The organism is Brevibacillus sp. 7WMA2 (assembly GCF_010748895.1).
Taxonomy (GTDB): Bacteria; Bacillota; Bacilli; order Brevibacillales; family Brevibacillaceae; genus Brevibacillus_B; species Brevibacillus_B halotolerans.
Window position 1 is genome coordinate 5181249 of the sequence record NZ_CP048799.1, and the last position, 26066, is coordinate 5207314.

The 26066-nt window shown below is 42.1% G+C and carries 24 protein-coding genes and 1 pseudogene; 22 read left to right on the top strand and 3 right to left on the bottom strand.

What is annotated here, in order from left to right:
- Window positions 1-60: 60 nt before the first annotated feature.
- On the bottom strand, window positions 61-234 hold the full coding sequence (locus GOP56_RS23525; RefSeq protein WP_003338327.1) for a hypothetical protein: 174 nt from the start codon (window positions 232-234) through the stop codon (window positions 61-63).
- A 112-nt stretch (window positions 235-346) separates the two neighbouring features.
- On the opposite strand from GOP56_RS23525, the gene cymR reads away from it, so the two are divergent.
- From cymR to GOP56_RS22450, 18 genes are all read left to right on the top strand, one after another.
- Window positions 347-766 carry a cysteine metabolism transcriptional regulator CymR gene (gene cymR, locus GOP56_RS22370; RefSeq protein WP_003338326.1) on the top strand — a complete coding sequence of 140 codons (420 nt, stop codon included), beginning with the start codon at window positions 347-349 and terminating at the stop codon, window positions 764-766.
- A gap of 31 nt (window positions 767-797) precedes the next feature.
- A complete protein-coding gene (locus GOP56_RS22375) occupies window positions 798-1940 on the top strand; it encodes a cysteine desulfurase family protein (RefSeq protein ID WP_163246675.1) in 1143 nt (380 codons plus the stop codon).
- A gap of 257 nt (window positions 1941-2197) precedes the next feature.
- Window positions 2198-4462, top strand: coding sequence for an SF1B family DNA helicase RecD2 (locus GOP56_RS22380; protein ID WP_096887001.1), 2265 nt, complete (start codon window positions 2198-2200; stop codon window positions 4460-4462).
- An 85-nt stretch (window positions 4463-4547) separates the two neighbouring features.
- A complete protein-coding gene (locus GOP56_RS22385) occupies window positions 4548-5048 on the top strand; it encodes a PRC-barrel domain-containing protein (protein WP_003345359.1) in 501 nt (166 codons plus the stop codon).
- A 20-nt stretch (window positions 5049-5068) separates the two neighbouring features.
- Window positions 5069-5266, top strand: a complete 198-nt coding sequence (locus tag GOP56_RS22390) for a hypothetical protein (RefSeq protein WP_003345362.1) — start codon at window positions 5069-5071, stop codon at window positions 5264-5266.
- Window positions 5267-5308: 42 nt separating this feature from the next.
- The gene (locus tag GOP56_RS23530) at window positions 5309-5482 is read left to right on the top strand and encodes a hypothetical protein (RefSeq protein WP_162988319.1); all 174 of its coding nucleotides are present in this window, start codon (window positions 5309-5311) and stop codon (window positions 5480-5482) included.
- Window positions 5483-5681: 199 nt separating this feature from the next.
- On the top strand, window positions 5682-6770 hold the full coding sequence (locus tag GOP56_RS22395) for an AI-2E family transporter (protein WP_163246676.1): 1089 nt from the start codon (window positions 5682-5684) through the stop codon (window positions 6768-6770).
- 433 nt (window positions 6771-7203) lie between these two features.
- Window positions 7204-9855, top strand: coding sequence for an alanine--tRNA ligase (gene alaS, locus GOP56_RS22400; RefSeq protein WP_163246677.1), 2652 nt, complete (start codon window positions 7204-7206; stop codon window positions 9853-9855).
- Between the two features lie 149 nt (window positions 9856-10004).
- A complete protein-coding gene (locus GOP56_RS22405) occupies window positions 10005-10265 on the top strand; it encodes an IreB family regulatory phosphoprotein (protein WP_003338316.1) in 261 nt (86 codons plus the stop codon).
- A 17-nt stretch (window positions 10266-10282) separates the two neighbouring features.
- A complete protein-coding gene (gene ruvX / locus GOP56_RS22410) occupies window positions 10283-10696 on the top strand; it encodes a Holliday junction resolvase RuvX (protein ID WP_003338315.1) in 414 nt (137 codons plus the stop codon).
- Window positions 10697-10701: 5 nt separating this feature from the next.
- Window positions 10702-10998 (top strand): DUF1292 domain-containing protein, encoded by a 297-nt coding sequence (locus tag GOP56_RS22415; RefSeq protein WP_003338314.1) that lies wholly within the window; start codon window positions 10702-10704, stop codon window positions 10996-10998.
- A 117-nt stretch (window positions 10999-11115) separates the two neighbouring features.
- Window positions 11116-11529 (top strand): NUDIX hydrolase, encoded by a 414-nt coding sequence (locus GOP56_RS22420; protein WP_163246678.1) that lies wholly within the window; start codon window positions 11116-11118, stop codon window positions 11527-11529.
- A gap of 86 nt (window positions 11530-11615) precedes the next feature.
- Window positions 11616-12722: an endolytic transglycosylase MltG gene (gene mltG / locus GOP56_RS22425; protein ID WP_163246679.1), complete on the top strand. Its 1107-nt coding sequence runs from the start codon at window positions 11616-11618 to the stop codon at window positions 12720-12722.
- Window positions 12723-12843: 121 nt separating this feature from the next.
- Window positions 12844-13497: an O-methyltransferase gene (locus tag GOP56_RS22430; RefSeq protein ID WP_096886995.1), complete on the top strand. Its 654-nt coding sequence runs from the start codon at window positions 12844-12846 to the stop codon at window positions 13495-13497.
- Window positions 13494-14435 carry a peptidase U32 family protein gene (locus GOP56_RS22435; protein ID WP_022585763.1) on the top strand — a complete coding sequence of 314 codons (942 nt, stop codon included), beginning with the start codon at window positions 13494-13496 and terminating at the stop codon, window positions 14433-14435. The genes GOP56_RS22430 and GOP56_RS22435 overlap by 4 nt, the downstream gene beginning before the upstream one ends.
- Before the next feature lie 46 nt (window positions 14436-14481).
- Window positions 14482-15762 carry a peptidase U32 family protein gene (locus GOP56_RS22440; RefSeq protein WP_163246680.1) on the top strand — a complete coding sequence of 427 codons (1281 nt, stop codon included), beginning with the start codon at window positions 14482-14484 and terminating at the stop codon, window positions 15760-15762.
- A gap of 1 nt (window position 15763) precedes the next feature.
- Window positions 15764-16405: a uridine kinase gene (udk, locus tag GOP56_RS22445; protein WP_003338307.1), complete on the top strand. Its 642-nt coding sequence runs from the start codon at window positions 15764-15766 to the stop codon at window positions 16403-16405.
- A gap of 124 nt (window positions 16406-16529) precedes the next feature.
- On the top strand, window positions 16530-18329 hold the full coding sequence (locus GOP56_RS22450) for a peptidoglycan D,D-transpeptidase FtsI family protein (RefSeq protein WP_163246681.1): 1800 nt from the start codon (window positions 16530-16532) through the stop codon (window positions 18327-18329).
- Here GOP56_RS22450 and GOP56_RS22455 read toward each other — a convergent pair.
- Window positions 18292-18765: a Mov34/MPN/PAD-1 family protein gene (locus GOP56_RS22455; RefSeq protein ID WP_003338305.1), complete on the bottom strand. Its 474-nt coding sequence runs from the start codon at window positions 18763-18765 to the stop codon at window positions 18292-18294. The two genes, GOP56_RS22450 and GOP56_RS22455, sit on opposite strands and share 38 nt — an antisense overlap.
- Before the next feature lie 274 nt (window positions 18766-19039).
- Here GOP56_RS22455 and GOP56_RS22460 point away from each other — a divergent pair, with 274 nt between their 5' ends.
- The 3 genes and pseudogenes from GOP56_RS22460 to GOP56_RS22470 all read left to right on the top strand — a co-directional run.
- Complete coding sequence (locus GOP56_RS22460; RefSeq protein ID WP_163246682.1) at window positions 19040-20794, top strand: methyl-accepting chemotaxis protein; 1755 nt, start codon at window positions 19040-19042, stop codon at window positions 20792-20794.
- A gap of 313 nt (window positions 20795-21107) precedes the next feature.
- Window positions 21108-22460, top strand: a complete 1353-nt coding sequence (locus GOP56_RS22465; protein WP_163246683.1) for a sodium-dependent transporter — start codon at window positions 21108-21110, stop codon at window positions 22458-22460.
- A gap of 209 nt (window positions 22461-22669) precedes the next feature.
- A pseudogene (locus tag GOP56_RS22470) lies at window positions 22670-23023 on the top strand (sigma-70 family RNA polymerase sigma factor); the annotation flags it as partial.
- 228 nt (window positions 23024-23251) lie between these two features.
- Here GOP56_RS22470 and GOP56_RS22475 read toward each other — a convergent pair.
- Window positions 23252-23593 carry a zinc ribbon domain-containing protein YjdM gene (locus GOP56_RS22475; protein ID WP_003346350.1) on the bottom strand — a complete coding sequence of 114 codons (342 nt, stop codon included), beginning with the start codon at window positions 23591-23593 and terminating at the stop codon, window positions 23252-23254.
- 929 nt (window positions 23594-24522) lie between these two features.
- Here GOP56_RS22475 and GOP56_RS22480 point away from each other — a divergent pair.
- Window positions 24523-26031 carry a recombinase family protein gene (locus GOP56_RS22480; protein ID WP_163246685.1) on the top strand — a complete coding sequence of 503 codons (1509 nt, stop codon included), beginning with the start codon at window positions 24523-24525 and terminating at the stop codon, window positions 26029-26031.
- Window positions 26032-26066: the final 35 nt, after the last annotated feature.

Below are 26066 nucleotides of genomic sequence, written 5' to 3' on the forward strand. Positions count from 1 at the left end.
CTGTCGGGAAAGTACAAAGCTTTAGTAAGGCAAAAGAAGGCCAATTCATTCTTATTGTTTTTACGTCCGTACATTTCCGCCCGGTTTATTCGGTAAATCTCCGTTCTCATTTGGTTGCTTGCTGATTTTGCTTGCACCAAATCTTGCTTTGTGAGCAATGGTTCCGGCTGGTACTTCATAAAGAACGTCAGATGGATGGTTTCGTCCACGTTCGGAACGCTTATTGGTTGCCATATAAGCTCACCTCCCTGACCATATTTTGACCGAAAGCAAGCAACTCATGTGCTACAAATTCAGGGAAGTTTGTCAGAGACGTACAGTGAAACATAGAGGAGAGTTGTTAACGTTGAAAATTTCGACTAAGGGACGCTACGGCTTAACGATTATGATGGAGCTAGCCACCCGCCATGGGGACGGCCCTATTTCATTGAAAAGCATTGCTCAGAGGCATGAATTATCTGAGCATTATTTAGAGCAATTAATCGCTCCCCTGCGAAATGCAGGGTTAGTAAAAAGCATCCGAGGGGCTTATGGTGGCTACGTGCTCTCCAAATCACCTGATGATATTACATCGGGAGATATTTTACGAGTGCTAGAAGGTCCAATTAGTCCTGTGGAGTTTGCGGAGGAAGAGGACCCGGCAAAACGTTATCTATGGTTGCGCATTCGAGATAGTATAACGTCTGTAATTGACTCCACTACATTGCGGGACCTCATCAATTATCAAGATGATGGACGCACTGATAATTATATGTTCTACATTTAGATTGTTAGATTACAAAGTAGGGGATTAGAACATGAACTCACACATTTATTTGGATAATGCAGCAACGACTCCTGTTCATCCACAAGTGATAACGGCCATGCAACCATATTTCTCTGAGGTATATGGAAATCCATCCAGTATTCATGGGTTTGGCCGTGAAGCACGTAAAGCATTGGAAAAAGCACGGGAAACAATCGCAGACTTTCTCGGGGCTGATCCCAGTCAAATCATTTTTACTAGTGGCGGAACAGAAGCTGATAATATGGCATTGATCGGTGGAGCGCTTGCTAATGAACAAAAAGGTAAGCATATTATTACAACTCAGATCGAGCATCATGCGGTATTGCATGCTTGTGAGCATTTAGAGCGAATGGGATTTGAAGTAACGTATTTACCAGTGGATAAAACGGGAATGGTTAGCCTAGACGATGTTAAAAAAGCGATTTGTCCCGATACCATTTTGGTTTCTATTATGTATGGAAACAATGAGGTTGGGACAATTCAACCCATTCAAGAAATCGGGAGCTTTTTACAGGAGCAAGGAATTCTATTTCATTCAGATTGTGTACAAGCCTTTGGTTTATTGCGCATTAAAGCAAATGAGCTACCTGTCGATTTAATTTCGTTATCTGCCCATAAAATCAATGGACCAAAAGGTGTTGGTGCGTTGTGCATGGGACGTAAAACGACAATTACTCCGTATTTACACGGGGGAGCACAGGAACGTAAGCGACGGGCGGGGACTGAAAATCTCGCTGGTATTGTAGGGTTTGCTCAAGCAATCGAGCTAATGCGTTCCGACAGGGAAGAGCGTCGACAAAAATATTTAGATATGCGTGAAGCTATGCTACAGGTTTTTAGGGAAGCAGGTATTGCTTTTGAGGTAAATGGTCATGAGGAACAATTTTTGCCCCATATTTTAAATGTTAGTTTTTTAGGGGTAAATACGGAGACAATGCTGTTTAATCTAGATTTGGTTGGTATTGCAGCAGCAAGTGGTTCTGCGTGTACATCAGGCTCGTTGGAGATATCTCATGTGCTTACAGCTATGAATTTGCCCAAGGAGCGCTCAAATACAGCAATTCGCTTTAGTTTTGGCATGGCCAACACAACAGAAGAAGTAATAACAGCAGCTCAAAAAATTGTACAGATCGTAAAGCGCTTAGTAAAATAAAGAATAAATATACGGTTTGTTATCAGCTTAATTAGTTGTGAAAGGTTTGGAACGCTTGTTCGAATCAAGTTGTCAAAACCCTTTTCAGCAAAGTACAATAAAGTAGCACACATCCACTATCACATCGGATAGTGGAATTTTTTTTACGATGAATCTTTACTTATAAAAAGCTTAATAAAGCAGTTCGAGCTAAGGCTTTGCTGGGCCCAGAAGTCTTCCAAAGCCAAGGCTTTATAGAAAAAAGGAGGCGTACTACCGTGCAACAACAGGCGCTCCCGTTGTTTCGTGAGACCTTTATCCGAGGACAAGTAAAACACGAAATTTTTTATAACGAAGAGAACTGGTATGCCATCATTCGTTTTAAAGTGGAAGAGACAACGGAACCGATTAAAGATAAAGAAGTCATTGTTGTAGGGCATTTTCCGCGTCCTCACGAGGATGAGACGTATACCTTTTATGGTGAGTGGAAAGATCATCCTAAATACGGAAAGCAGTATGTGGCTGAACGTTACGAGCGTGAAACACCAAAAACCAAATCGGGTGTTGAAAAGTATTTAGCAAGTGGACTTTTTAGTGGGATTGGTAAAAAGCTAGCAAAGCGGATCGTGGAACATTTAGGAGTCGATGCACTTACCATCATTGCTGAAAATCCTGACGATTTAGCCGCTATTCCAGGGATCTCTCCTAAACGCGCTAAGCAAATCTATGAATCCGTCCTAGAGCATCAATCTTTAGAACGTACCATGGTTTTCTTATACGAATTTGGAATTGGCGTTCATTTAGCTTTACGTATTTATCAAGCCTATAAGCATAATACCATGACTGTATTGACAGAAACTCCATATAAGCTGATTGAGGATGTGCAAGGCATCGGGTTTAAACGTGCAGACGAGATTGCCCTATCCACAGGAATTGCGGCCTCGTCCCAGGAACGAGTGATGGCAGCATGCCTGTATGTTTTACAAGAAGCCGGTTATAGTGAGGGGCATGTATATTTTCCCCATGAAGAATTAATCGCGCGGGCGATTTCGCTATTAACGGAATGCGGCGGACACGTTTTCGAGGCAGAGGATGTAAAGGGCGCGATTGAACAATTAGTAATGGATAACAAAGTACACTGGGAGGAAGAGCGTGTTTATCTTCCGTCCTTGTTTTTTGCAGAGATTGGTCTGGCCAAACGACTTCATTATTTTGCCTCAAGAGAAAATCCTGATAGCTATCCGGCATCTGAGTTTTACCAAGCGATCGGAAAAGTAGAGGAAGAATTGGGGATTAGCTATGCATCTAAACAGAGAGAAGCAGTAGAAAAAGCAATGGATTCGGGACTAATGCTACTGACTGGAGGACCTGGTACGGGTAAAACAACAGTCATTAGGGGAATTTGCCATGTTTTTGCAAATTTGCAGGGAATTAGTTTGGACATGAAGAAATATGACACACAAGATAATCCTTTTCCTATTTTACTGGTAGCTCCTACTGGTAGGGCAGCAAAGCGTATGTCTGAGACAACAGGATTGCCAGCGATGACGATTCATCGTCTTCTTGGTTGGAAAGGTGAGAGCTTTGAACACGATCAAGATAACCCGGTTCGCGGCAAAATGATTATTATTGATGAAATGTCGATGGTAGACGTTTGGCTAGCCAATCAGTTATTCCGCTGTCTCCCGAAGGATATAAATGTTGTGATGGTAGGAGACCCTGATCAATTGCCTTCTGTAGGTCCAGGAAATGTTTTGTTTGATATGCTGGAGTCCAATGTGATTCCGGTTGTCCAATTGACGGAGATTTATCGGCAGGCAGAGGAATCCTCCATTATTCGATTAGCTCATGACATTCGGGCGGGAAAAGTACCACAAGATTTACTTGCTCCAACCCAGGATCGGAGATTTTTCACAACTTCGCCACAAAATGTTGTTGAAGTTGTGAAACAAATCTGCTCCAGTTCCGTAAATAAAGGATATACAGCAAAAGATATACAGGTTCTTGCCCCCGTATACAAAGGGGTAGCTGGTGTAAATCACATCAATGAAGAGCTGCAGCTTCTATTCAACCCGCCTTCGGATCAGAAGCGGGAGGTAACCTTTGGTGAAACGGTTTTTCGGGTAAAAGACAAGGTACTTCAATTGGTAAATAATGCGGACGAGCAGGTATTCAACGGAGACATGGGTGAAGTCGTTGCTATATTTCGTCCTACAGAAAATGAGGAAAATGAAGAGCAGCTAGTGGTGTCCTTTGAAGGACGAGAGGTTGTATATCGTCGATCACAGTATCACCAGCTTACTCTGGCTTACTGTTGCTCGGTGCACAAATCACAAGGCAGTGAATTTCCAATTGTTATTTTACCTTTAGTGCGTAACTATTATCGTATGTTACGCAGAAAATTAATTTACACGGGTGTAACACGTAGCAAGTCATTTTTGCTAATGTGTGGCGATCCAGATGCTTTTCGCATTGCGGTGCAAAATGATGAGGAAGGAATTCGTTATAGCTACTTGCAAGATCGGCTACGTTTGTACGGATAAAGGAAGGTTTGGTTTAGGTGGAACAGTTTTGGCAGGATATAAGGTCATCTCAACCGCAATACTAACATAGCGGGAGGAGATGCCCATGAAGAGAGCATTGGACGTAGTAGGCTTGCCAGTTTTGGCCATGAACACCGGCGAAGAAATTGGGATTGTCCGAGATATCCTCTGTGATCTTCACTTGCAAGTCATTGGTCTGGTTTTGCAAGAAGCAGGCTGGTTCCAGCAGGGACGCTATATTCATTCCAACCATATCGGTACAATCGGGGACGATTTCATCACTGTAGAGGACAAGCACGTTGTGACCTCAATGCGCCATCTAGATACGAATCAAATGTTCTGCCTATTTACAGGTGAGCATGCACTAAAAGGAAAACAAGCTGTAACAGAGACCGGTGCTTGGCTAGGAAAAGTGGAAGATGTTTATTTTTCCGTTGACTGGGAAAGGATGGTAGGGTACGAGTTATCGGACGGTTGGATTGCCGATATTACCGAAGGACGCAAGCGAATCAATGCGGCATCGCCTGTATCAATCGGAAACGAACACCTTATTATCCCCATGCACACCGGATTTAAGGCGCATTAGCGTTTAGGAGGTTAATTTGCATGATGACGTGCCCCAATTGTTCATCAAAAGATATTGGTAAAATTGGAACGAATCAGTACTACTGCTGGAATTGTTATGTTGAGATGAGTATGTCTGGAGACCAGATTTCTTCTATTTATCAGGTAGAAGAAGACGGTTCATTAGAATCGTTAAATGACTTGTTCTTAGATGACCAAGAGCTAAGAGCGCAAGCGTAACACCTCAATCTTACCCCATTAGAATCTGAAGGAGGCTGCTAAATGAGACGCGGAATTTTTCGAACTTTGATCATGAGTGGGATCGTAGCTGCTATTGGATATTTGATGAGGTCTAAGCGGAGTCAAAAATTCTTTAGCGGATGGGGAAAAATGAAGTTTTCCCAGCGAGATATTCAGAGACTAGGTCGTTTTGTGAAGCGTTCGTTCGCACGTTAATCCTCTATTCAAACTGGAATGCATGCAATGTGTGGCAGTAGAGTTTTACCCATAGAAAAAAGAATGAAAAGCAACCTGTTTCCTTAGATGGAGCAGGTTGCTTTATTTTGGATTCAAATAACAGCACTCCCGCATTTTTCCTCTCTGTTTCGCACATCCTACCAAAAGGAGTTTTTAGCGAGGATATGGGGGATATGCCATGGAACAACTGACAAAACAGCCAACACCGCAACAAAAACGCTATCGTTTTTATCATATCGCTGTGTCAATTATCTTATTGCTAATTATAGCTAATCTTTTTGTGTTGCTGCGCCCTGCATTGAAGCCTCTGTATTTTTTGATTGAAGAGGTAACTCTTCCATTTTTTGCGGGGCTTATTATAGCTTATTTGCTGCATCCTGTCGTTGCGAGTTTAGAAAAAAGGAAGGTACCGCGCTTAGCGGCTCTTCTTTTGATTTATTTGGGGTTCGTACTGCTAGTAGTCATTACTGTGATAAATGCAATTCCGGTTTTTACGAAACAAATGATAGAACTATCAGACGATCTGCCCCGTTTAACGAGCTGGTATGAGACATGGATACAGGAGTGGGAGGCACATAAATATTTCTTGCCGGATAGTATCCAGCATGGTGTCGATCGGGCTATCATTCAATCGCAGGAAAAAATGTCGCGGGATATCTCTTCGTTTGTGGATGGCGCTAAAAAAACGCTGGGAAAGGTGCTGGGGTATGCGGTTGTTCCCTTTATTGCATTTTATCTATTAAAAGATATGAAAGAAATTCATCGGAGTCTGATCTTATGGGTCCCGCGGAGGTTCCGTCAACAAACCCAAGTAGCCTTACGAGATATTAACGATTCACTGGGAAAATATATTCATGGACAAATGGTTGTGTCTCTCATAGTAGGAGTGCTGGTTTTTATTGGATATTGGGCAATTAAGATGCCCTATCCATTTGTCTTAGCTTGCTTTGTGGCTTTAACCAACATCATTCCCTTTATTGGTCCCTTGATTGGTGCTGTGCCTGCGTTGCTGATTGCCCTTACGATTTCTACTAAACAAGCCTTATTTGTTATAGGAATAAACTTAGTCATACAAATCATTGAAGGGAATATCATTTCGCCCAATATTGTCGGAAAAACACTTCATCTTCATCCGCTCACGATTATTTTTGCTTTGCTTGCAGGGGAAGCGATCGCGGGAGTGGTCGGGATGATCTTGGCTGTACCCGTACTCGCTGTACTAAAAGTGATCATTCAACGCGTTATTTTGATTCGAACTCAAAGTTGACATGACTTAGAAAAAAACACTATAATGACGTTGAAACGTTATTCACTAAAACCAATTATATAGCGACTAGATCGTTGATGGAACGAGTAGGTTGCACCCTTTTCCAAGAGAGGACGCTCCCTGGCTGAAAGAGCATCCAAAAGAAGGACAACCGAAGGCTACTCCGAAGACCGGAAAAAACCGGCGGCAGGACCCCGTTATGGTCATGAAAGCGACAGATTCTCTCATAAGAAAAGCGCTGTTTCAGTGTTGGAGAATAGAGAGTTCTGTAAGCAGGGTGGTACCGCGAGACAATAGCTCTCGTCCCTGAGGGGATGAGGGCTTTTTTTATTTGTCTTCTAAAGGTAAGCAAATGTATACAAAGACGATGGTGGACCGAATGAAAAAGAAGTTGGTCATTCCCTCGTGTTGAAAAATAAAGGAGGAAAACAGCATGAAGAAGTTGACAGGTAATCAGGTTCGTCAAATGTATTTAGATTTCTTTGTGAGCAAAGGACATCGAATTGAACCAAGCGCATCTTTAGTACCGGTGGATGACCCATCTTTGTTGTGGATTAACAGTGGGGTAGCTACGTTAAAGAAATATTTTGATGGACGAATTATCCCTGAGAATCCACGCATTACGAATGCCCAAAAATCCATTCGTACAAATGACATTGAAAACGTAGGACGTACAGCGCGTCATCACACCTTCTTTGAGATGCTGGGTAACTTCTCTATCGGGGACTATTTTAAAGTGGAATCCATTCATTGGGCATGGGAGTTCTTGACAAGTCCTGAATGGATTGGTTTTGACCCAGAAAAATTGTCGGTTACCATACATCCTGAAGATGATGAAGCATTTGAAATTTGGAATAAGGAAATTGGCATACCAGAAGAGAGAATTATTCGTTTAGAGGGTAACTTCTGGGATATCGGAGAAGGTCCGAGCGGTCCGAACACGGAGATTTTCTATGATCGCGGTGAAGCATTTGGGAATGACCCAAGCGATCCAGAATTATATCCTGGTGGGGAGAATGAACGTTATTTAGAAGTATGGAATCTAGTATTCTCCCAATTTAACCATAATCCTGATGGTACTTATACTCCATTGCCTAAGAAAAATATTGATACAGGTATGGGCTTGGAGCGTATGGTTTCTATTATCCAAAATGTTGATAACAACTATGAAACAGACCTGTTATTCCCGTTAATTGAACAGACGAGCCAAATTTCAGGTGTAGCTTACAAAACCAATGATGAGCTGGATGTAGCACTAAAAGTAATTGCAGATCACGTGCGTACAGTTACGTTTGCTATTGGAGATGGGGCTTTGCCTTCGAATGAAGGCCGCGGTTACGTGCTTCGTCGATTGCTTCGCCGTGCTGTTCGCATGGGTAAAATGCTTGGAATTCAGAAGCCATTCTTGTACACATTGACCAAAACAGTTGGCGATATGATGGGAGAATTTTACCCAGAAGTGGTTCAAAAGCGTGACTTTATCGAACGTGTAATTCGTGCTGAGGAAGAACGCTTCCATGAAACATTGGAGGAAGGCTTGTCCATTTTAGAGGGTATGGTAACAGCTACAAAGGCTTCTGGTGGCAACCAGCTAAGCGGTCAGGATACCTTTAAATTGTACGACACATACGGCTTCCCGGTTGACTTGACAGAGGATTTCGCAATGGAGCATGGTCTTTCTGTTGACCGCGATGGCTTCGAACAGGCAATGGAGGAGCAACGTGAACGCGCTCGTGCAGCTCGTCAGGATGTAGACAGCATGCAGACGCAGGGCGGGGCATTGTCGGAATTAACAGTAGCAAGTGAATTTATCGGGTATACAACATTGTCTACTGACGCTAAAGTTGAGGCAATTATTATTGACAATCAGCTTGTAAAAGAAGCACAAGAGGGTGTTACCTGCCAAGTGGTACTCGATCGTACACCTTTCTACGCAGAGAGCGGCGGGCAGATTAATGATGAGGGAACTTTGACAGCAGATACGGTTAAAGCACGCGTGATTGACGTACAAAAAGGGCCTCATGGTCAAAACGTTCATCAGGTACTAATTGAAGCCGGTACGTTACATGTAGGAGATCAGATTGCGGCTGAGGTAGACCAACAAGGACGCAACGCTACGATTAAAAATCATACAGCAACGCATTTGTTGCACCAAGCTCTAAAAGATGTTCTAGGAACACATGTCAATCAAGCAGGTTCTTTGGTATCTCCTGAGCGACTTCGCTTTGACTTTACACATATCAGCTCCATTACAGCGGAAGAGCTGGAGCGTATCGAACAAATCGTGAATGAGCAAATTTGGAGTAACTTAGCTGTAAGCATTTCGAACATGAAGATTGCTGAGGCCAAAGAATTGGGTGCGATGGCGCTCTTTGGCGAAAAGTATGGAGACATTGTGCGCGTAGTTAATGTTGAGGGCTTCAGCATTGAGCTGTGCGGTGGTTGCCATGTAGGAAATACAGCAGAGATCGGTCTCTTTAAAATTTTAAGCGAGAGCGGCATTGGGGCTGGCACACGACGTATTGAAGCAGTGACAGGTCGCGGTGCTTATCAATATTTAAATCAACAGCTAACCACACTAAAAGAAGTGGCACAAGCGGTTAAGTCACCACAGTTGCATGAAACTCCTGCTCGCGTAGAAGGCGTGTTAGCTCAATTGAAGGAATCACAGCGCGAAGCTGAGTCACTACGTACAAAATTGGGCAATATTGAAGCAGGAACTCTCACAGAGCAGGTACAAGAAATTAAGGGCGTAAAGCTTTTGGCTACTCAAGTATCTGCAACGGATATGGACAACCTTCGCGGTATGGTCGATGAGCTTAAAAATAAACTAGGCTCTGCTGTAATTGTCCTTGGTTCGGTTGAAGGCGATAAGGTAAACATTGTAGCTGGTGTGACCAAAGACTTGATGAGTCAAGGATTCCATGCTGGTAAAATCGTCAAGGAAGTTGCTACACGTTGCGGCGGTGGCGGTGGCGGTCGCCCTGATATGGCACAAGCGGGTGGTAAGGAACCTGCTAAGTTAGGCGAAGCACTTTCTATTGTTGCAAGTGTAGTCGAAGGACAGGCGGTTGCAAACCAGTAGGTAAAACGTCTACAATATAAAGTAACAAGGTGAACTGGATTCATTCGCTTTGCGGGTGAATCCTTTGCCTTTCCGATAAACACGAAAAGTGAGTTCCTCATTATATACTTATAATAGGCTCATTTTTAAATAAAGCGAGGTGTTAGGCTATGTCTATGGACAATACCATGAAGTTTAGCGCACCAAAGGAAGCAAGTGAAGCTGAAGTACGTGCCACTTTGGAAGAAGTATACAGCGCTCTACAAGAAAAAGGCTATAATCCGATTACACAGATTGTAGGATACCTATTATCAGGAGATCCTGCATTTATTCCTCGCCATAACAATGCTCGCAGTTTGATTGGTAAAATTGAACGCGACAAGCTAATTGAAGAAATGGTGAAAGCTTACTTGTCACCAAAAGGTTCATAACATCATAGGAGATAATTATGCGAATACTTGGATTGGATGTGGGTGAAAAGACCATAGGCGTCGCAATAAGCGATGAGCTAGGTTGGACCGCTCAAGGAATCGAAACGATTAGACGCTCGTCCAAAGAAAATGATTTTGGGCGTATCGAAGAATGGATTGCGACGTACCAAGTACAAGCATTTGTGGTCGGTCTGCCGAAGAATATGAATGGCACGATTGGCCCTAAGGGTGAATACTGTCAAGCTTTTGCTGAGCAACTGAAGGAGCGGACAGGGTTGCCCGTTCATCTCTGGGATGAGCGATTGACGACGATGGCAGCGGAGAAAATGTTAATATCGGCTGATGTGAGTCGCCAAAAGCGCAAGAAAGTGATTGATAAAATGGCAGCCGTACTCATCCTTCAGGGGTATTTGGATGCTAATTCGAGGTGAAAACAATGAGTGAAGACATGCAAAATGACTATGAAGTAGGCGACGTGATCGCATTGGTGGAGGAAGGAGAAGACGATTCAGCTACCCGTGATTTCCGCATTATGTACATCCTAGAAGTGGAAGACCGTAATTATTTAGTTTTAGTTCCGGTTGATCAGGAAGATGACGAGGAATATGAAGTTCATTTCTTGCGCTATGATGGAAGCGATATTCTTGAGCCGATTGAAGATGATGCTGAATGGGATGCTGTAGAAGCTACCTTTGAAACATTGATCGACGAATTGGAAAGCGAAGAGAACTAGGATTTGATCACGTAGTAAAAACTAGCATGGGTCCACTGGAGAAAAGGACGTCACAGGGATGATGACTTTTCTTCAGTAGCTCATGCTTTTTTTAATCAAAGACGAAAGAGGGAGCTTATGGCGACAAAAATGGTAAAAACGGTAATTGCACACGAAGATCAATGTTTACTGATTCGAGAAGATAGGGAAGAGCTTGGAAACGTATGGAACATCCCATCAGGAATTGTACAAGCAGGGGAAAAAATTATGGATGCTGCTGTGAAAAGAGTAGCTGAGAAAACGGGTCTACAAGTAGAGTTAACCAGTCTTTCAGGTATTTATCAATTTGTTGATGAAACGAAAGACTCAGTGGTGTGCAATGTTTTTACAGCGACGGTGAACGAAGGCACTATTCAGATAGATGGAACAAAAATTAGGGAAGCAAAATGGTTTCGTTTCACAGAGATTGAGCAGTTGGATGATGATTCTCTTTATCAGGCTCATTTGCTGAGAAGAGTTTTTGCAGATATAAAAAATACGGGTAAAAATTGATAGATAAACGGTAAGACTCTATCAAAACGTGCAAGATATTTGATCTTTTTGTATAATGAATGGCGATGTAATGTGAGGAGGAGTGTGTGAGCTTGGCAAAAGGTAGTGAAGAGAGACAGGAATTATTGAGGAATCAATCCCGATCGCGGAAAAAACGAAGCGGTGGGTTTATCGTAAAAGGATTGCTTTGGTTTACATTGCTTGTCCTAGTTGTTGGCGGAGTGGGAACCTATTATGTATATCAACAGCTACAACCAAGTCCAATCACAGCTACAGCCGAAATAGATATCCCTTCAGGTTCTAGTGTTAAGCAGATAGCTGCCTTGCTAGAGCAGAATGGCATTATTAAAAATGCCACTCTATTCTCGTATTATGTGCGCTATCAGGGAGTAGCTGGTGATCTAAAAGCAGGAACCTATCAGTTTGATCAGCAGGTAACCATCGATCAATTGATTAAAATGCTGAGCGAAGGAACTCAAGCAGAAGTGGCGCGCTTTACCATACCAGAGGGGTGGAATGTAGGCCAGATTGCAGATGCGCTTGCTAAAAAAGGACTAATTGAGAAAGATATTTTTATACAGGAAATAAATGAAGGGGATTTCCCAGAATTTCCATTTGTCTCGTCTATTCCGAAGAAAGAAGGGCGAAAATATCGGCTAGAGGGATATTTGTTCCCAGAAACCTATGAGGTTCGTAAGGGAGCAACTGAGCATGAGATTATCGCCAAAATGCTGGGGCAGTTTGAAAAAGAATGGAAGCCAGAATGGAACGAACAAATACAGAAGCACAAGTTAACAATGGATGAAGCAGTTAATTTGGCGGCGATTGTCGAGCGTGAAGTGGTAGTAGACGATGAAAGACCAATTGTAGCCGGAATTTTTTATAATCGCATGCGTGATGACTGGAAATTACAATCATGCGCCACTGTACAATTTGTTTTAGGCAAGCAACGTGACCGCATTACATTTGATGATTTAAAGATAGCAAGTCCATATAACACGTATCTTCATGAGGGCCTGCCACCTGGGCCCATTGCGAGTCCTGGTAGAGCGTCGCTTGAGTCAGTCGTAAATCCGCAAAAAAACGAATACTTCTTCTTTGTGACGAAAAAGGACGGGACACAGGAGCATTATTTCTCTAAAACATTTGCAGAGCATGCTTCCAAAAATGCGAAAAGTCAAGGAAGCTGGTAACAAAACGATAGTGGCTGTTTTGGCGAAATGTGTTATAATAGAACGGTTGTGAATTAGTTTATGACAGATTCTATACCAAAATGTATATTATCTGGTTGAAAGAGAACGGGGGACCTTCCACATGATTACGAACCCTGCTATAGATCATTATTTACAAAATCTCATTCCACAGCGCTCCCCGCTATTAACGCGACTAGAGCAGGAGGCACATGAAGAGAATATCCCTATCATTCAATTGACCGGGGCTCAATTCTTACGTACCTTACTGTTAATCAAAAGACCCAAAAGCATCTTGGAAGTAGGTACAGCCATTGGTTATTCAACAATCTGGCTGGCTGAGGCTGCTCCTACGGCAAAAATAGTAACAATGGAACTTGATGAAGAGAGGATCACCCGCGCGCGCGCTTCCTTTAAGGAAGCTGGCCTAGAAGATCGAATTGAACTAATTGAGGGCGACGCGACAAAGGGTTTGTCTGGGTCATATGAGTTTGATTGTCTGTTTATTGATGCTGCTAAAGGGCAATACCTCACCTTTTTACAATTATACCTTCCTCTGTTAAAAGAAGGAGGATTAGTAATTACGGACAATGTTTTATACCGTGGTCTTGTTACCGATCCGCAAGCGGCGGGAAAACGGCAAAAGAAAATGGTTGAGAAGATTGATGGATTTAATAAGCATCTCATGGGACACCCCCAACTAGAAACGTCAATTGTACCTATAGGGGATGGGATCGCGGTTAGTGTAAAGCAGACGAGAGGAGAGGGCAATGCGTGAAAAAGCCTGAACTATTGGTTACGGTAAAAAAATTAGCTGATGTCCTGCCGCTAATTGAGGCCGGTGCGGATGCTCTAAGCATTGGAGAAGCACGCTACGGACTACGCAATGCAGGAGACTTTACCGTTGAAGAAATAGACGAAGCGATTCGCTTGGCACATAGCAAGGGTGCTAAGGTGTACATCAATATAAATTCGTTATTACACAATGAAGAATTAGATGGATTAGACGATTATCTCATTCATTTGGAAACAGTAGGAGCAGATGCGGTGGTGTTCGGTGACCCCGCTGTGCTGGTTGCTGCTAAACAAGTGGCTCCGAAGCTAAAGCTACACTGGAGCATGGAAATGCTATCCACAAGCTACGATACCATTAATTATTGGGCAGAAAAAGGGGCAAGCCGTGCTGTATTGGCACGTGAATTAACCATAGATGAGACGATCGAAAATCAGCAGGAAGCAAAATGTGAAATTCAAGCACAAGTACATGGACCAACCTGCATTTTCCAATCCAAACGTGATCTTGTTTCGGCTTATTTTGGTCATCAAGGACGCGATATGGAGCAGGAAGGTACCAGCATGGATCGCGGGATGTATGTGAAGGAAGAAAAACGCCGCAATATTAGCTATCCTGTGTATGAAGATGCCCATGGGACTCATATTATCAGTGCAGAAGATATTTGTATGGTTGATGGTCTTGAGGACTTTGTGAATGGTGAATTGGACAGTTTGAAAATTGAAGGATTGCTGCATACATCTGAGTATGTAATCGCAGTGACGAAGCTATATCGTGAAGCATTAGATTTGTGCGTATCTGATGTAGAACAATATCGTGATAAAGCGGCTGAGTTTCTGCAAAAAATGGAAGCTCTGCAACCAAAAAATCGACCTTTAAACACTGGATTTTATTATAAACCACCGATTCCTTACCATGCTTAAATGGGAAAGAAGACTTGCGTAAATTGAACTTGAGAGGTGAATCATCTTGAGCACGATTATAACTCCAAACCAAGCCGGATTGAAACCGGTGATTGCTAAGCCTGAGCTACTGGCTCCAGCAGGTAACCTAGAAAAATTACAGTTTGCGATTCGCTATGGAGCAGACGCCGTATATATCGGTGGTCAAGTATACAGCTTGCGTGCGAATGCTGATAACTTCTCCTATGATGAAATGCGTGAAGGGGTTAAATTTGCCCATGCTCACGGAGCTAAAGTATTTGTAGCGACCAATATTATTGCCCACAACGAAGATTTAGGCGGTATGGCCGAGTATTACCAGGAGCTGCAAAATATTGGAATTGATGCGGTTATCGTAGCAGACCCTGCTTTGATTCAGGCATGTAAGAAGGCGGCTCCTAAAATTGAAGTTCATTTGAGCACTCAGGCCTCCACAACGAACTGGCGCTCTGTTCAATTTTGGAAAGATGAAGGAATTTCCCGTGTCGTGCTAGCACGTGAAGTATCCATGAAAGAAATTTATGATATAAAATCTCATGTTGATGTAGAAATCGAAGCGTTTATTCACGGCGCGATGTGTATTGCTTATTCCGGTCGATGCGTATTGTCTAATCATATGGCGATGCGTGACTCTAACCGAGGTGGCTGCGCACAATCCTGTCGTTGGAAATATGATCTATTCGAAGACGGATTTAACTTTGAAGAGGCAGAGAAAAACGGTGCCAAGACATTGTTTGCTGAAGGAGACGAGCAATATACGATGTCTCCGAAGGATTTAAGCATGCTACCATATATTGCTGATATGATTGAAGCCGGTGTTGATTCCTTAAAAGTGGAAGGCCGAATGAAGTCTATCCATTATGTAGCGACCGTTTCTCGTGCATATCGCATGGCAATTGACTCTTACTTTGAAAATCCGAAAGACTTCAAGATCAAAAAAGAGTGGATCGACGAAGTGTATAAGGCTGCGCCGCGTACGCTGTCCACTGGATTCTTTTACGGAAGCCCAAGTACACAAGAACAAATCTTTGGTGAACCAGATCATCCGATCCCTTACGATTTTGCGGGATTGGTTATGGATTACGATCCGGCTACAAGCATTGCAACTGTTCAAGTGCGCAACCACTTTAAAGTGGGCTCGAAGGTAGAATTTTTTGGACCAGATACATTCTTTGCACAACAGGTAGAACAAATTTGGCACCATGTCACCGATGAAGCATTAGATGCAGCACGTCATCCAATGTCATTGGTCAAAATGAAGGTTAACCAACCGGTGAAGCCTTATGACATGATGAGGAAGGAGCTATAGAATGGGTCGCCCCGTACTTATTGGGGTAGCCGGGGGAAGCGGGTCCGGTAAAACCACCGTTGCAAGAGAGTTATACCGCCAGTTTAAAGACGAGAGCGTCTTGATGATTGAGCAGGATTCTTATTACAAGGATCAAAGCTATATGACAATGGATGAGCGTGTAAAAACAAATTACGACCATCCGTTTGCTTTTGATAATGACCTGTTGCTAACACACCTCCATGAGCTACTCAACTATCGAGCAATCGAAAAACCGCAATATGATTTTAAGGAGCATACCAGAGCGGCAACGACAGTCCATGTCCAGCCAGCCGATGTTATTATCCTTGAAGGTATGTTAATCTTAGAAGACCAACGTATTCGCGATATGATGGATATTAAGGTATTTGTTGATACAGATGCCGATGTTCGCATCGTGAGGCGTATTCAGCGCGATATTGAGGAGCGCGGACGTAGTTTAGACAGTGTTGTCCAACAATATTTAAATGTTGTTCGTCCTATGCATTTGCAATTTATCGAACCTACTAAGCGCTATGCAAATATCATTATTCCAGAGGGTGGCTATAACAAGGTAGCACTTGATCTGCTCTCCACAAAGATTCACAACATCCTGCATGATAAGAACCAATGTTTTTTTGAATAAGCATAGCTATTACATGAATGGAGAAAGACTCATGCCATCTTATATGGTGTGAGTCTTTTTGGTTTGAAAAAGTGCCTAGAGGGAGATACTGGTGAGAAAAAAGAGAGGAGGTTAGTTATAGAAAATGGATCTGCAAGTGCTAAATAAACGCAGAAGCTTTCTCATCCTATTAATCATTAGTTTGTTGTTCGGGGGCTTATTGCTTAGGCTTTGGTGGATTCAGATAGCAGCAACTAATTCGTTTTCCCCTCATAAAATTGATTTGGTTAAAGCGGCGGTTAGGCAAAGACAGCAAGCTATTACATTAAACAGTGGTCGAGGCGAAATCACAGATCGTCATGGAGAACCGCTTACAGGCGTAGAAAAGAATGCGCTCATTATTTTTCCGTTGGCTCGTGGAAATGCGGAGGTAAATGAGAAGATTAGAAAGGTAGCAGAAATTGTGCAAAGCAGGGAGTCTGAAATCATGAAAATGATTCAGAAAGGAAAAAATCCGGCTCCTTTGCGTGACTTCGCTGGAAATATGATTGAGTTAAATGAAAAACAGATGAAGCAAATTAATGATTTAAAAATTCCAGGCATTTTATCCGTAGCAATGACGGAACGCTATGCTCCAAACGGTATCGCTAAACAGGTGATCGGGTATGTAAGTCAAAATCCTGAGCGAATCGCACAATTATATCCAGATGATTTACAGAATGGAAAAATGATGCCAGATACCCCAATTGGTTCTTCAGGGCTGGAGAGAACGTTCGATCGATTTTTACAAGGAATGCAGCCTTCCATTCTCTCTTATTATGTAGATGGTCAAGGAAATCCATTGAGTGGATTGGATACCAGATTTTCGATAGAGGATAATGCCTTTTATCCATTGACAGTTAAAACAACAATGGATCGCCAAATTCAAGCATTTATGGAACAAGCAATGGATATGGCAGAAATAGAAGCTGGGGCGATCGTAGTGCTCGATGTGAAAAATAGTGATATCCTGGCAATGGCTTCTCGTCCCAAGTTTGATCCAACAAAGGTGAATGTGGAAGAAGGAAATTGGAAAAACCAAGCATTGATTCAGATTTCTCCAGGGTCGGTTTATAAAACAGTCGTAGCTGCTGCTGCACTAGAAGATGGGGTTGTATCCCCTAGTGAAACCTTTACCTGTGAAGGCAGCTATGGAAAATACGGATTCTCCTGCTGGAAAAAAGAAGGTCACGGACACTTAACGATGCTGGAGGCCTTTGCAGAGTCATGTAATATTACTTTTGCAGAAATCGCCAAGCGTTTAGGAGGAGAACGGCTCCTGAAGCAAGCAGAGAAAATGGGACTGACTAAGCAGGTTGGCTGGCAGATTGACCAGTTATATAAAATGGAGAACTTTACACAACTAGATGGTGAAGAGAGTGGACAAGTGTTTGCTAAAGAGGTTTCACCAAATGATGAGGGTGTTCTCATTCAGACAGCAATTGGTCAGCGAGATGTACAAATATCTCCTTTGCAAGCAGCAAATATGATGGCGATGATTGCCAGAGGCGGTACAGCAAAAGAAGCTCGTCTTGCCTCGGATATTGAATATCGAAATGGAAGTCGTTTTTATGAGTTTTCACAGAAGGATGTAACTGGAGTAGGAGTGGATAAGGTTACTTCTCAAAAGCTCTCGCGTTTTCTACAGGAGGTTGTCCGGCAAGGTACGGGCAGCTCCTTGAAAGACCTGCCGTTATCTGTTGCTGGTAAAAGCGGAACCGCACAGGTCTTATATAAAGGAGAGCCTAAGGTGCATCAGTGGTTTGCTGGATTTGCTCCTGCTAATAGTCCTCGATACGCTATTGCAGTGGTAGCGAAAAACCAGCAGATATCTGGGGCGAATAAAGCGACTCAAGCATTTAAATTAGCTATTGAGCGGCTTGCGACGTTTGAACTTCGATCTTAGAAAAAGAACGAATCCCTTTTTCTAGGAAGTATCCACGAGCCATTAGCTGTTTCTGTCGGTTATATCCGACAATCAACATGATAGGTGAATTTGATCGATATTCATTTTGATTACTTTTTTGAACAAACGTATTTTTGTCGGTTCGACTGGGCGTAAGACGCGGCATAGTATGACTGTGCCAGTCACCAATGTACTGTATTTTACTATTTGGTCGTGTTTTACGCTTAATGATACGGTGAAGATAATTATCATCAAATAAAATGGAATGCTGCATGCGTAGTGCATTAGGACCAGGTTCACTAGCAAATGTAATAATCCAACTATTGGCATCTTGTTTATAGCCTAAAAGAATTCCACCTGTTTCTAATTCTGGATAATGTCCAACCGCCCTTCGTATCTGTGACCATGCGGTTTCTGTAAGGTATAAGGTTGTCATTCCAAGACCTCCTTTCCAAAATGACGGAACTGCTAACTATCTTGCCAGTATATGTGAGAGGCTGGGAGGACGTGTATTGGTCAAGTGGTTATAACCAAAAATAAAAAAAGAAGAATAACAGGACAAAATACCCTGTTCTTTTGTGTAAAAAGCTATAATCTCGAATTTTTTACAAATAGTATGTAATTAGGCCTAAATTTTTTGATGTATATTGACGATATAGATAATGCATAGGTCTGTTCAAATCACTGAAAAATGTGGGGGGCGATACCATTTGAATCACAAAAGCCTTTCGTTTCGTGCGATAGCTTTCATCTCAGTCATCATTTTATTATTTGCCTCGGTTTCTATTGTTTTATCGTACGATCGTCAGAAACAGATGTTTATTCAAGTAATTTCAGCAATTTCAAAAACAGTCGATACCCAGCTTGAAACCTTATCTTCAGAAATAGATGCCGTGAAGCGTCTACTCACTGACGATTCAAGCACCTATTCGGGGTACACCAACGTGTTTATAAGTCTGTCCAATAAGTTGGATAATTCTTTAAAAGCGGAATATATAACAGATGGTTATCTATTTGCTCCAGACCTTATTGAAACAGATCAAAAGAGCCGGCTTAAGGTTATTTTAGCAAGTGACAAGCTTGTCGAGGCGGGAGTTAAGCCTAATACTGTGGTCGAGCTTAATCCATCACAGCTTACCGCTTATCAAACAGCATTGGAAAAGGGAGAAAGTATTTCAAAACCCTTTTTTATGGAAGACAGAGAGATTTTAACGGTATTTACCACGATTAAGAACCGTTCTGATCAGGTCTCGGCTGTACTCGCTATTCACTTTGATTATGATTTGATGCAAAAAGATCTTTTGCAAAGCTTACAAATACCTGTATTAATAAGTTTATGCATGGGTGGTCTTTTACTTGGTGGCAGTATCTTTGCCATTCGTCATACGTTGAAGCGCATCAAAGATATATCTGACCTATCTTTACAGACTGCACAAGGAGATCTTACTGTTCGTGTTCCAGGTACTTCTAAGGATGAGATAGGGGTACTAGCAGAGAACTTTAATGCGATGTTATGTAGCATTGAAGAGGTGGTGAAGGGGATTGATCGAACAACAGCAAGTATGGTCGACTCTTCAGAAAATCTCTTTGTTCACGCGGAACAGACAACACAAGCCACGACACAAATTTCCGCCGATATTCAACAGGTAGCAGCCGGTTCGGAAACCCAGATGCAAGGGGCTATGGAAAGTGTACGTTCCATGGAAGAAATGGCTACAGGAATTCAGCGTATTGCCCAGTCTGCTTCTCAAGTAGCAGAAGTAGCTGTTGAAGCAACAAAAGAAGCCGAGCAAGGAAATATAGTGGTCCAAAATACGATTGAACAAATGAAAGCACTAAGTCAAACCGTGAATGAAGCTGTAATGGTTATTAATATCTTAAATGAGGTTTCTACTGAAATCGGACATATTACTGGAGCCATTACTACAATCTCTAATCAAACCAATCTACTTGCATTAAATGCAGCGATTGAAGCGGCACGTGCAGGTGATGAAGGAAAAGGCTTTGCTGTTGTAGCTAATGAAGTGCGTAAACTAGCTGAACAATCGAAAGAATCATCAGATCAAATCCGATTGCTGGTACAAGGCATTCAGGAGGGCACGCAACAAGCAATGGACTCCATGACAAGAGGAGAAAAAGAGGTAGTAGAAACGGTAGAAGCTGTCGAGCAGGCTGGACAGGCTTTTGAGAAAATTGTTTCGTCCATTCAAAATATTACCGGACAAATTGAAGAGGTGTCCGCTTCCTCCGAACAGATGTCAGCTAGTTCAGAGGAGGTCACGGCGACGATAGAGCAATTATCACAAATTGCTCAAGGTGCTACACAATATACACAAAACGTAGCCTCCTCCTCTCAGCAGCAGTTAGTCGCCATTGAAGAAGTTGCCGCTTCCGCAAGTGAAGTGAATCGAACGGCAAAAGCGTTACAGACTGCGGTTGAACATTTTACAGTGAAAAAAGAATAGTAAAATTCACAAGTACAACCTGATACTTTTTTAATAAGAAAGATACCTACACAGGAACAGACTAGAGAATTGTAGGGAACGAATCATTGTAGACAATAGATACATGTAGGTTCGAAATTATGTGGAAAGACGGCAGGGAAGCAAGAATCCTGTCGTCTTTTTTAGAACGGATACATATATTCTCTTTGTTAGAAAAGAAGGTTTCGTCATAAAGCACTTTGGAATTGGACAAAAATCAGGTATAATATAAAGTTTAGGGGCCTTTAGAGGGGCCAATGAAAGTAGCAGAGAAAAGTCAGGAGCGGAGTATAGTATGAGTCATCAGTCAGAACAATGGACTTCACGAATTGGATTTATTTTGGCAGCAGCCGGATCAGCAATTGGATTAGGCGCCATTTGGAAATTTCCATATGTAGCGGGAACCAGTGGGGGAGGAATCTTCTTTCTATTATTTCTATTCTTTACTCTACTGATTGGGTTGCCACTGTTACTATGTGAATTTGTTATTGGTCGTAGTACAGGAAAGGAAGCGGTGTCTGCCTACCGAGAATTAGCTCCCGGAACGAAATGGTACTTCTTGGGTATCATGGGAGTCATCACGTGCTTTTTACTATTCTCCTTTTATAGTGTAGTAGGAGGCTGGATTTTACTATATTTGGGCATGGCAGTCACAGGAAAATTAAGCCATCCCAATATGAATTATGAGCAATTATTTGGGCAAGTCATTTCTGAGCCTTATCTAGCGTTATTTGCTCAATTTATTTTTATCGTGCTAACAATTATCATCATTTCGCGCGGCGTTCAAAATGGCATTGAAAAGGCCAATAAGTATATGTTTCCTGCTTTATTTATTTTGTTTATTGTGCTTATGGGACGAGCCTTAACGTTACCTGGCGCATGGGAAGGAATCGTTTTCTTCTTAAAGCCTGATGTGAGCAAAATCGAATCTTCCACGATTTTAGCTGCGATGGGACAATCATTTTTTGCACTAAGTCTTGGGGCATCTGCGATGGCTACTTATACATCCTATTTGGATAAATCAGTAAGCTTAACTCGATCAGCCGTTTCCATTGTAAGTCTAAATTTACTCATATCCTTGCTCGCAGGGTTAGCGATTTTTCCAGCCGTATTTGCACTTGGATTTACACCTACACAAGGACCGGGACTACTCTTTCACGTGTTACCCGCTGTATTTAGTCAGATACCATTTGGGGGACTCTTTTTAGCTTGTTTCCTGGCCCTTTTCTTTTTTGCCACGATTACATCTGCTTTCTCCCTTTTAGAGATAACGGTAGCTTCCCTGACGCGAAAAGATCCAAGCAAACGTCGACGCTATTCTTGGATAGCTGGAATGGGGGTATTTGTACTAGGAATACCATCCTGTTTGTCTTTTGGAATTTGGTCAGATAAACTTATTTTTGGCAAAAGTATTTTCGAAGCAGCAGATTATCTAGTTAGTAACCTGTTGCTACCATTAGGAGCCTTGCTTATTGCCCTGTTTGTTTCTACAAAAATGAAACGAGAGCTACTACAGGCCGAATTCGTACGCGGTTCCAAACTGGCAACAAGATTCTTTGGGATTTGGTTTCTACTAGTCAGATATGTGTTACCTGTTCTCATTATTCTTGTGTTCTTAAATACGTTGGGAATTGTTACGTTTTCCTAAAATCTAGATTACATTCGTATTCGCCAGCTAATTAGCTGGCTTTTTTTGATAGTAGCAAGCTTATATGTTCATTTTATTGATAGATAATACTATTTTAGGTTATTTATTTTATTTCGAGATTTTATTCGTTTTGTTCCTGTACAGGCACGTATAGGCAATTGCCTACATATGGATAGGGAGAGGAGCAGACTGAAGGGGAGGTGGCAGATTTGTCAAGTGTCTTCGTGGCGCTTTCGCTACTGTTTAAGGAATTGGTTATGTTTGTTGCGTATGTAAAAAACAATGCGTTTCCGCAACCGCTGCCCGAGGTAGAAGAAGAGAAATATCTTAAATTAATGGCAACGGGAGACCCCATCGCTCGAAATAAATTAATTGAGCATAATTTGCGATTGGTGGCGCACATCGTCAAAAAATTCGAAAACACCGGCGAGGACAGCGAGGATTTAATCTCTATTGGTACCATCGGACTGATTAAAGCCATTGAGAGTTACCAGGTGAATAAAGGAACGAAGCTTGCTACCTATGCAGCAAGATGTATTGAAAATGATATTCTAATGTCATTAGTCATGCGTTTCCTTTTTGATCAGGCTAAACGGGTTGTGTGTGAGTTGTGCTACTATTGTTGTCAAAAAAAGAAGCAACCGCGCTGAGCAAGATATCAGCTCCTACGGTTACTTCTTCTTCAAAGGTGGACTCTCCAGTGTGGGAGAGACTATGTATAGTTTGGAAAGCACCCACGGGTGTTTCGTGTATAAAGTTAGCTATTGCAGTTTGATGGCATGAAGCAATAATTAGGCCTTTTTAACAAATTGAGATTTTAATTTCATAGCCCCAAAACCATCAATTTTGCAATCAATATCATGATCCCCATCAACTAAGCGGATATTTTTTACTTTTGTACCAATTTTAATGACGGAAGAGCTTCCTGTTACTTTAAGGTCTTTGATTACTGTTACAGTATCCCCATCGTTTAAGACATTTCCATTTGCATCCTTAATAATTCTTTTATCCTCACTATGTTCAGCTTCTGCTGCTAAAGTCCACTCGTGAGCACATTCAGGGCAAATAAACAGACTTCCATCCTGATACGTGTATGCTGAATTACACTTTGGGCAATTTGGCAAATCTACCATTCTTTCATTTCCTCCATTCGTTTCATGCTAATGAATATATAAGAATAATTTTCAATTTCTGTTTTACAACTTCGAAGAAAAGCAACGAACTCGAAATCCACAAAAATATAGGTAGTTTCTTATATCCTTATATACTGCCATAGTCTTCTCGTATTGACAACCTTTCCCTTTATGATCCTCATAAAAAAGCAGGTAATACCTGATACAATATCGCTTGTTTTCCATGTGAATGGGATATAACTATTTTCCTATGTACATGTACCCCTGAAGCAAGATAAGAAAGGATACCGCCCGCTTATCAGGGGGACGGTATCGGAGTAAGATCTAACAGAAGAAGCGACGACGACAGCAGCAACGACGACGTCTTCTGAAACAGCAACGACGGCGTCTGCGGAAGCAACAAGACATGTACGCCACCTCCTTATCGTTTAATACTTTATAATAAGCAGAAACAGTGACAAATGATTGGACGAACCTTCAGGGAAATGCGTTTGTTTATTCGGATAGCTATTTGAGCAAGTATAGGATTACAAAAACAGTAGGTGCTGGAAAGTATGGACGGGCAGGTAAAAAGATAAGAGGCAGTATGTCAAATCATCTGCCGCTCTCTATGATCAACTCAGCATCAGTCATGTGAAAATAATGGCTAGTCCAAATTTTTTTCCAACTATAAAACACTTTATCCTAGTAGGTTCTCCCATCAAAATGTTTATAGCCATGAGAGGTCCAGAAACGTCACTTACTATACAACGAAACTGTTGGCTGATAAATAAAGAAGCTTTTTTCGAAAGCAGACAAGCACAACCCGCATAACCTTTATGGGGGGGATGCCTAGATGCATATCAAAGTGATCGAAGGTGATTCTACTAGCGAGATACGTCTATGCTGCTATGCTTATCTGGAAGAAAAGTACAGAAGGGAGAGGTTAGATGGTCGGGGTATATGCGAGGGTAAGCACCGAGGAGCAAGCCAGGAAGGGGTTCAGCCTGAAAGACCAGATAGCCGAATGCCGAAGAAAGGCCAAAACGGATAATGTTTTAGAATATGTGGATGAAGGAATTTCAGGGGAATTTCTAGATCGGCCTGCATTAACAAAAATGCGTCAGGATGCTCGGGACGGACTTATCAAAAAGATCATATGTTTAGACCCGGATCGACTTTCGCGTAAACTGATGAATCAGCTTATTATTACAGATGAGCTAGATAAGCGCGGTGTTGAATTGGTCTTTGTTAATGGCGAATATGCGAAGACTCCAGAGGGTAATCTGTTTTACAGTATGCGCGGTGCCATTGCCGAATTCGAGAAAGCAAAAATTACAGAACGTATGAGCCGAGGGCGCAGACAAAAAGCACGGCAGGGTAAAGTTCTGCGAGATTTTCAAGTCTACGGATACAACTTCGATAAAGAGCATGACCGAATGATTGTCAATGAAAACGAAGCGGAAATTGTGAGACTTATATTCGATTTATTTACAAAACCGAACAATCTCGTAAAGGGGATTAATGGAATTGCTCATTATCTTACAAAAAAAAATATACCGACAAAACGCGGAGCAAATGTCTGGCATCGTCAAGTAGTTCGACAGATCCTTCTAAATCGTGCATACATCGGTGAGTTTTATCAAAATCGTTGGAACACGGAGGGGATGCTAGGCAATAAGCATAGGGCTCCAGAGGAACGTATCCCAATGAGACAACGCCCGAAAGAGGAGTGGATACAAGTACAGTGTCCAGCTATTATCAGGAAAGAAACGTATGAACACGCACAACAGTTAATGGACGAGTCACGGCGTAGATGGGCGAAGGAGAGCAACCACAGATATCTTTTAAGTGGGCTGGTACGCTGTGGAAATTGCGAGAATACGATGACAGGTAGAAAATCAAGTAATTGGGGAAAGCCCATACTTGAATATACGGATGTAAAAAATTTTTCTGGTGCGAAACATTTTGGTTGCGGTAGGAAAATAAAAGCGAAGGAGCTGGAGAATGAGGTATGGAGAACAATTAGGACCTGGCTGAATCAACCGAACGAAATTGCGGCAGCAAGTGAGATAGCGCAGCTTGATCAAAATTCTTCTTTGGAGGAAGCTGAGATATCTCGATTGGAAAAAGAGATCGTAAAGGCGAAGTCGGGTAGGAAACGGCTACTTATGTTATTTTCTCAAGGACTTGATATATCCCAAGAAGAGATTCAACAATCTATTCGTGAGCTTAAAGAAAGAGAAGCAGAATTAACAAAGGAATTAACTGCTCTTACAGCTTCAGTTTTGCATCAGGAAAGGAACAGGTATAGTATGAGCCAGCTTCTGGAGGCTGTCGAATATTACCTAAATAAAGGACGAGAGGAGCTTACCTTTGAAGAGAAACAGAAAATGATTCGTCACATCGTCCGTGAAGTAAGAGTTTTTGAGGACAGTGTAGAAATTTACACATTCTAACCATGCATCACTATTGACTGTAAAATGGAAATTCT

Bases quoted from the DNA above. Each gene is read 5' to 3' on its own strand.
- GOP56_RS23525 (WP_003338327.1), bottom strand. From the start codon at position 234: ATGGCAACCAATAAGCGTTCCGAACGTGGACGAAACCATCCATCTGAC.
- GOP56_RS22375 (WP_163246675.1), top strand. From the start codon at position 798: ATGAACTCACACATTTATTTGGATAATGCAGCAACGACTCCTGTTCAT.
- GOP56_RS22385 (WP_003345359.1), top strand. From the start codon at position 4,548: ATGAAGAGAGCATTGGACGTAGTAGGCTTGCCAGTTTTGGCCATGAAC.
- GOP56_RS22390 (WP_003345362.1), top strand. From the start codon at position 5,069: ATGATGACGTGCCCCAATTGTTCATCAAAAGATATTGGTAAAATTGGA.
- GOP56_RS23530 (WP_162988319.1), top strand. From the start codon at position 5,309: ATGAGACGCGGAATTTTTCGAACTTTGATCATGAGTGGGATCGTAGCT.
- GOP56_RS22395 (WP_163246676.1), top strand. From the start codon at position 5,682: ATGGAACAACTGACAAAACAGCCAACACCGCAACAAAAACGCTATCGT.
- alaS (WP_163246677.1), top strand. From the start codon at position 7,204: ATGAAGAAGTTGACAGGTAATCAGGTTCGTCAAATGTATTTAGATTTC.
- GOP56_RS22405 (WP_003338316.1), top strand. From the start codon at position 10,005: ATGTCTATGGACAATACCATGAAGTTTAGCGCACCAAAGGAAGCAAGT.
- ruvX (WP_003338315.1), top strand. From the start codon at position 10,283: ATGCGAATACTTGGATTGGATGTGGGTGAAAAGACCATAGGCGTCGCA.
- GOP56_RS22415 (WP_003338314.1), top strand. From the start codon at position 10,702: ATGAGTGAAGACATGCAAAATGACTATGAAGTAGGCGACGTGATCGCA.
- GOP56_RS22420 (WP_163246678.1), top strand. From the start codon at position 11,116: ATGGCGACAAAAATGGTAAAAACGGTAATTGCACACGAAGATCAATGT.
- GOP56_RS22430 (WP_096886995.1), top strand. From the start codon at position 12,844: ATGATTACGAACCCTGCTATAGATCATTATTTACAAAATCTCATTCCA.
- udk (WP_003338307.1), top strand. From the start codon at position 15,764: ATGGGTCGCCCCGTACTTATTGGGGTAGCCGGGGGAAGCGGGTCCGGT.
- GOP56_RS22450 (WP_163246681.1), top strand. From the start codon at position 16,530: ATGGATCTGCAAGTGCTAAATAAACGCAGAAGCTTTCTCATCCTATTA.
- GOP56_RS22455 (WP_003338305.1), bottom strand. From the start codon at position 18,765: ATGACAACCTTATACCTTACAGAAACCGCATGGTCACAGATACGAAGG.
- GOP56_RS22465 (WP_163246683.1), top strand. From the start codon at position 21,108: ATGAGTCATCAGTCAGAACAATGGACTTCACGAATTGGATTTATTTTG.
- GOP56_RS22475 (WP_003346350.1), bottom strand. From the start codon at position 23,593: ATGGTAGATTTGCCAAATTGCCCAAAGTGTAATTCAGCATACACGTAT.
- GOP56_RS22480 (WP_163246685.1), top strand. From the start codon at position 24,523: ATGGTCGGGGTATATGCGAGGGTAAGCACCGAGGAGCAAGCCAGGAAG.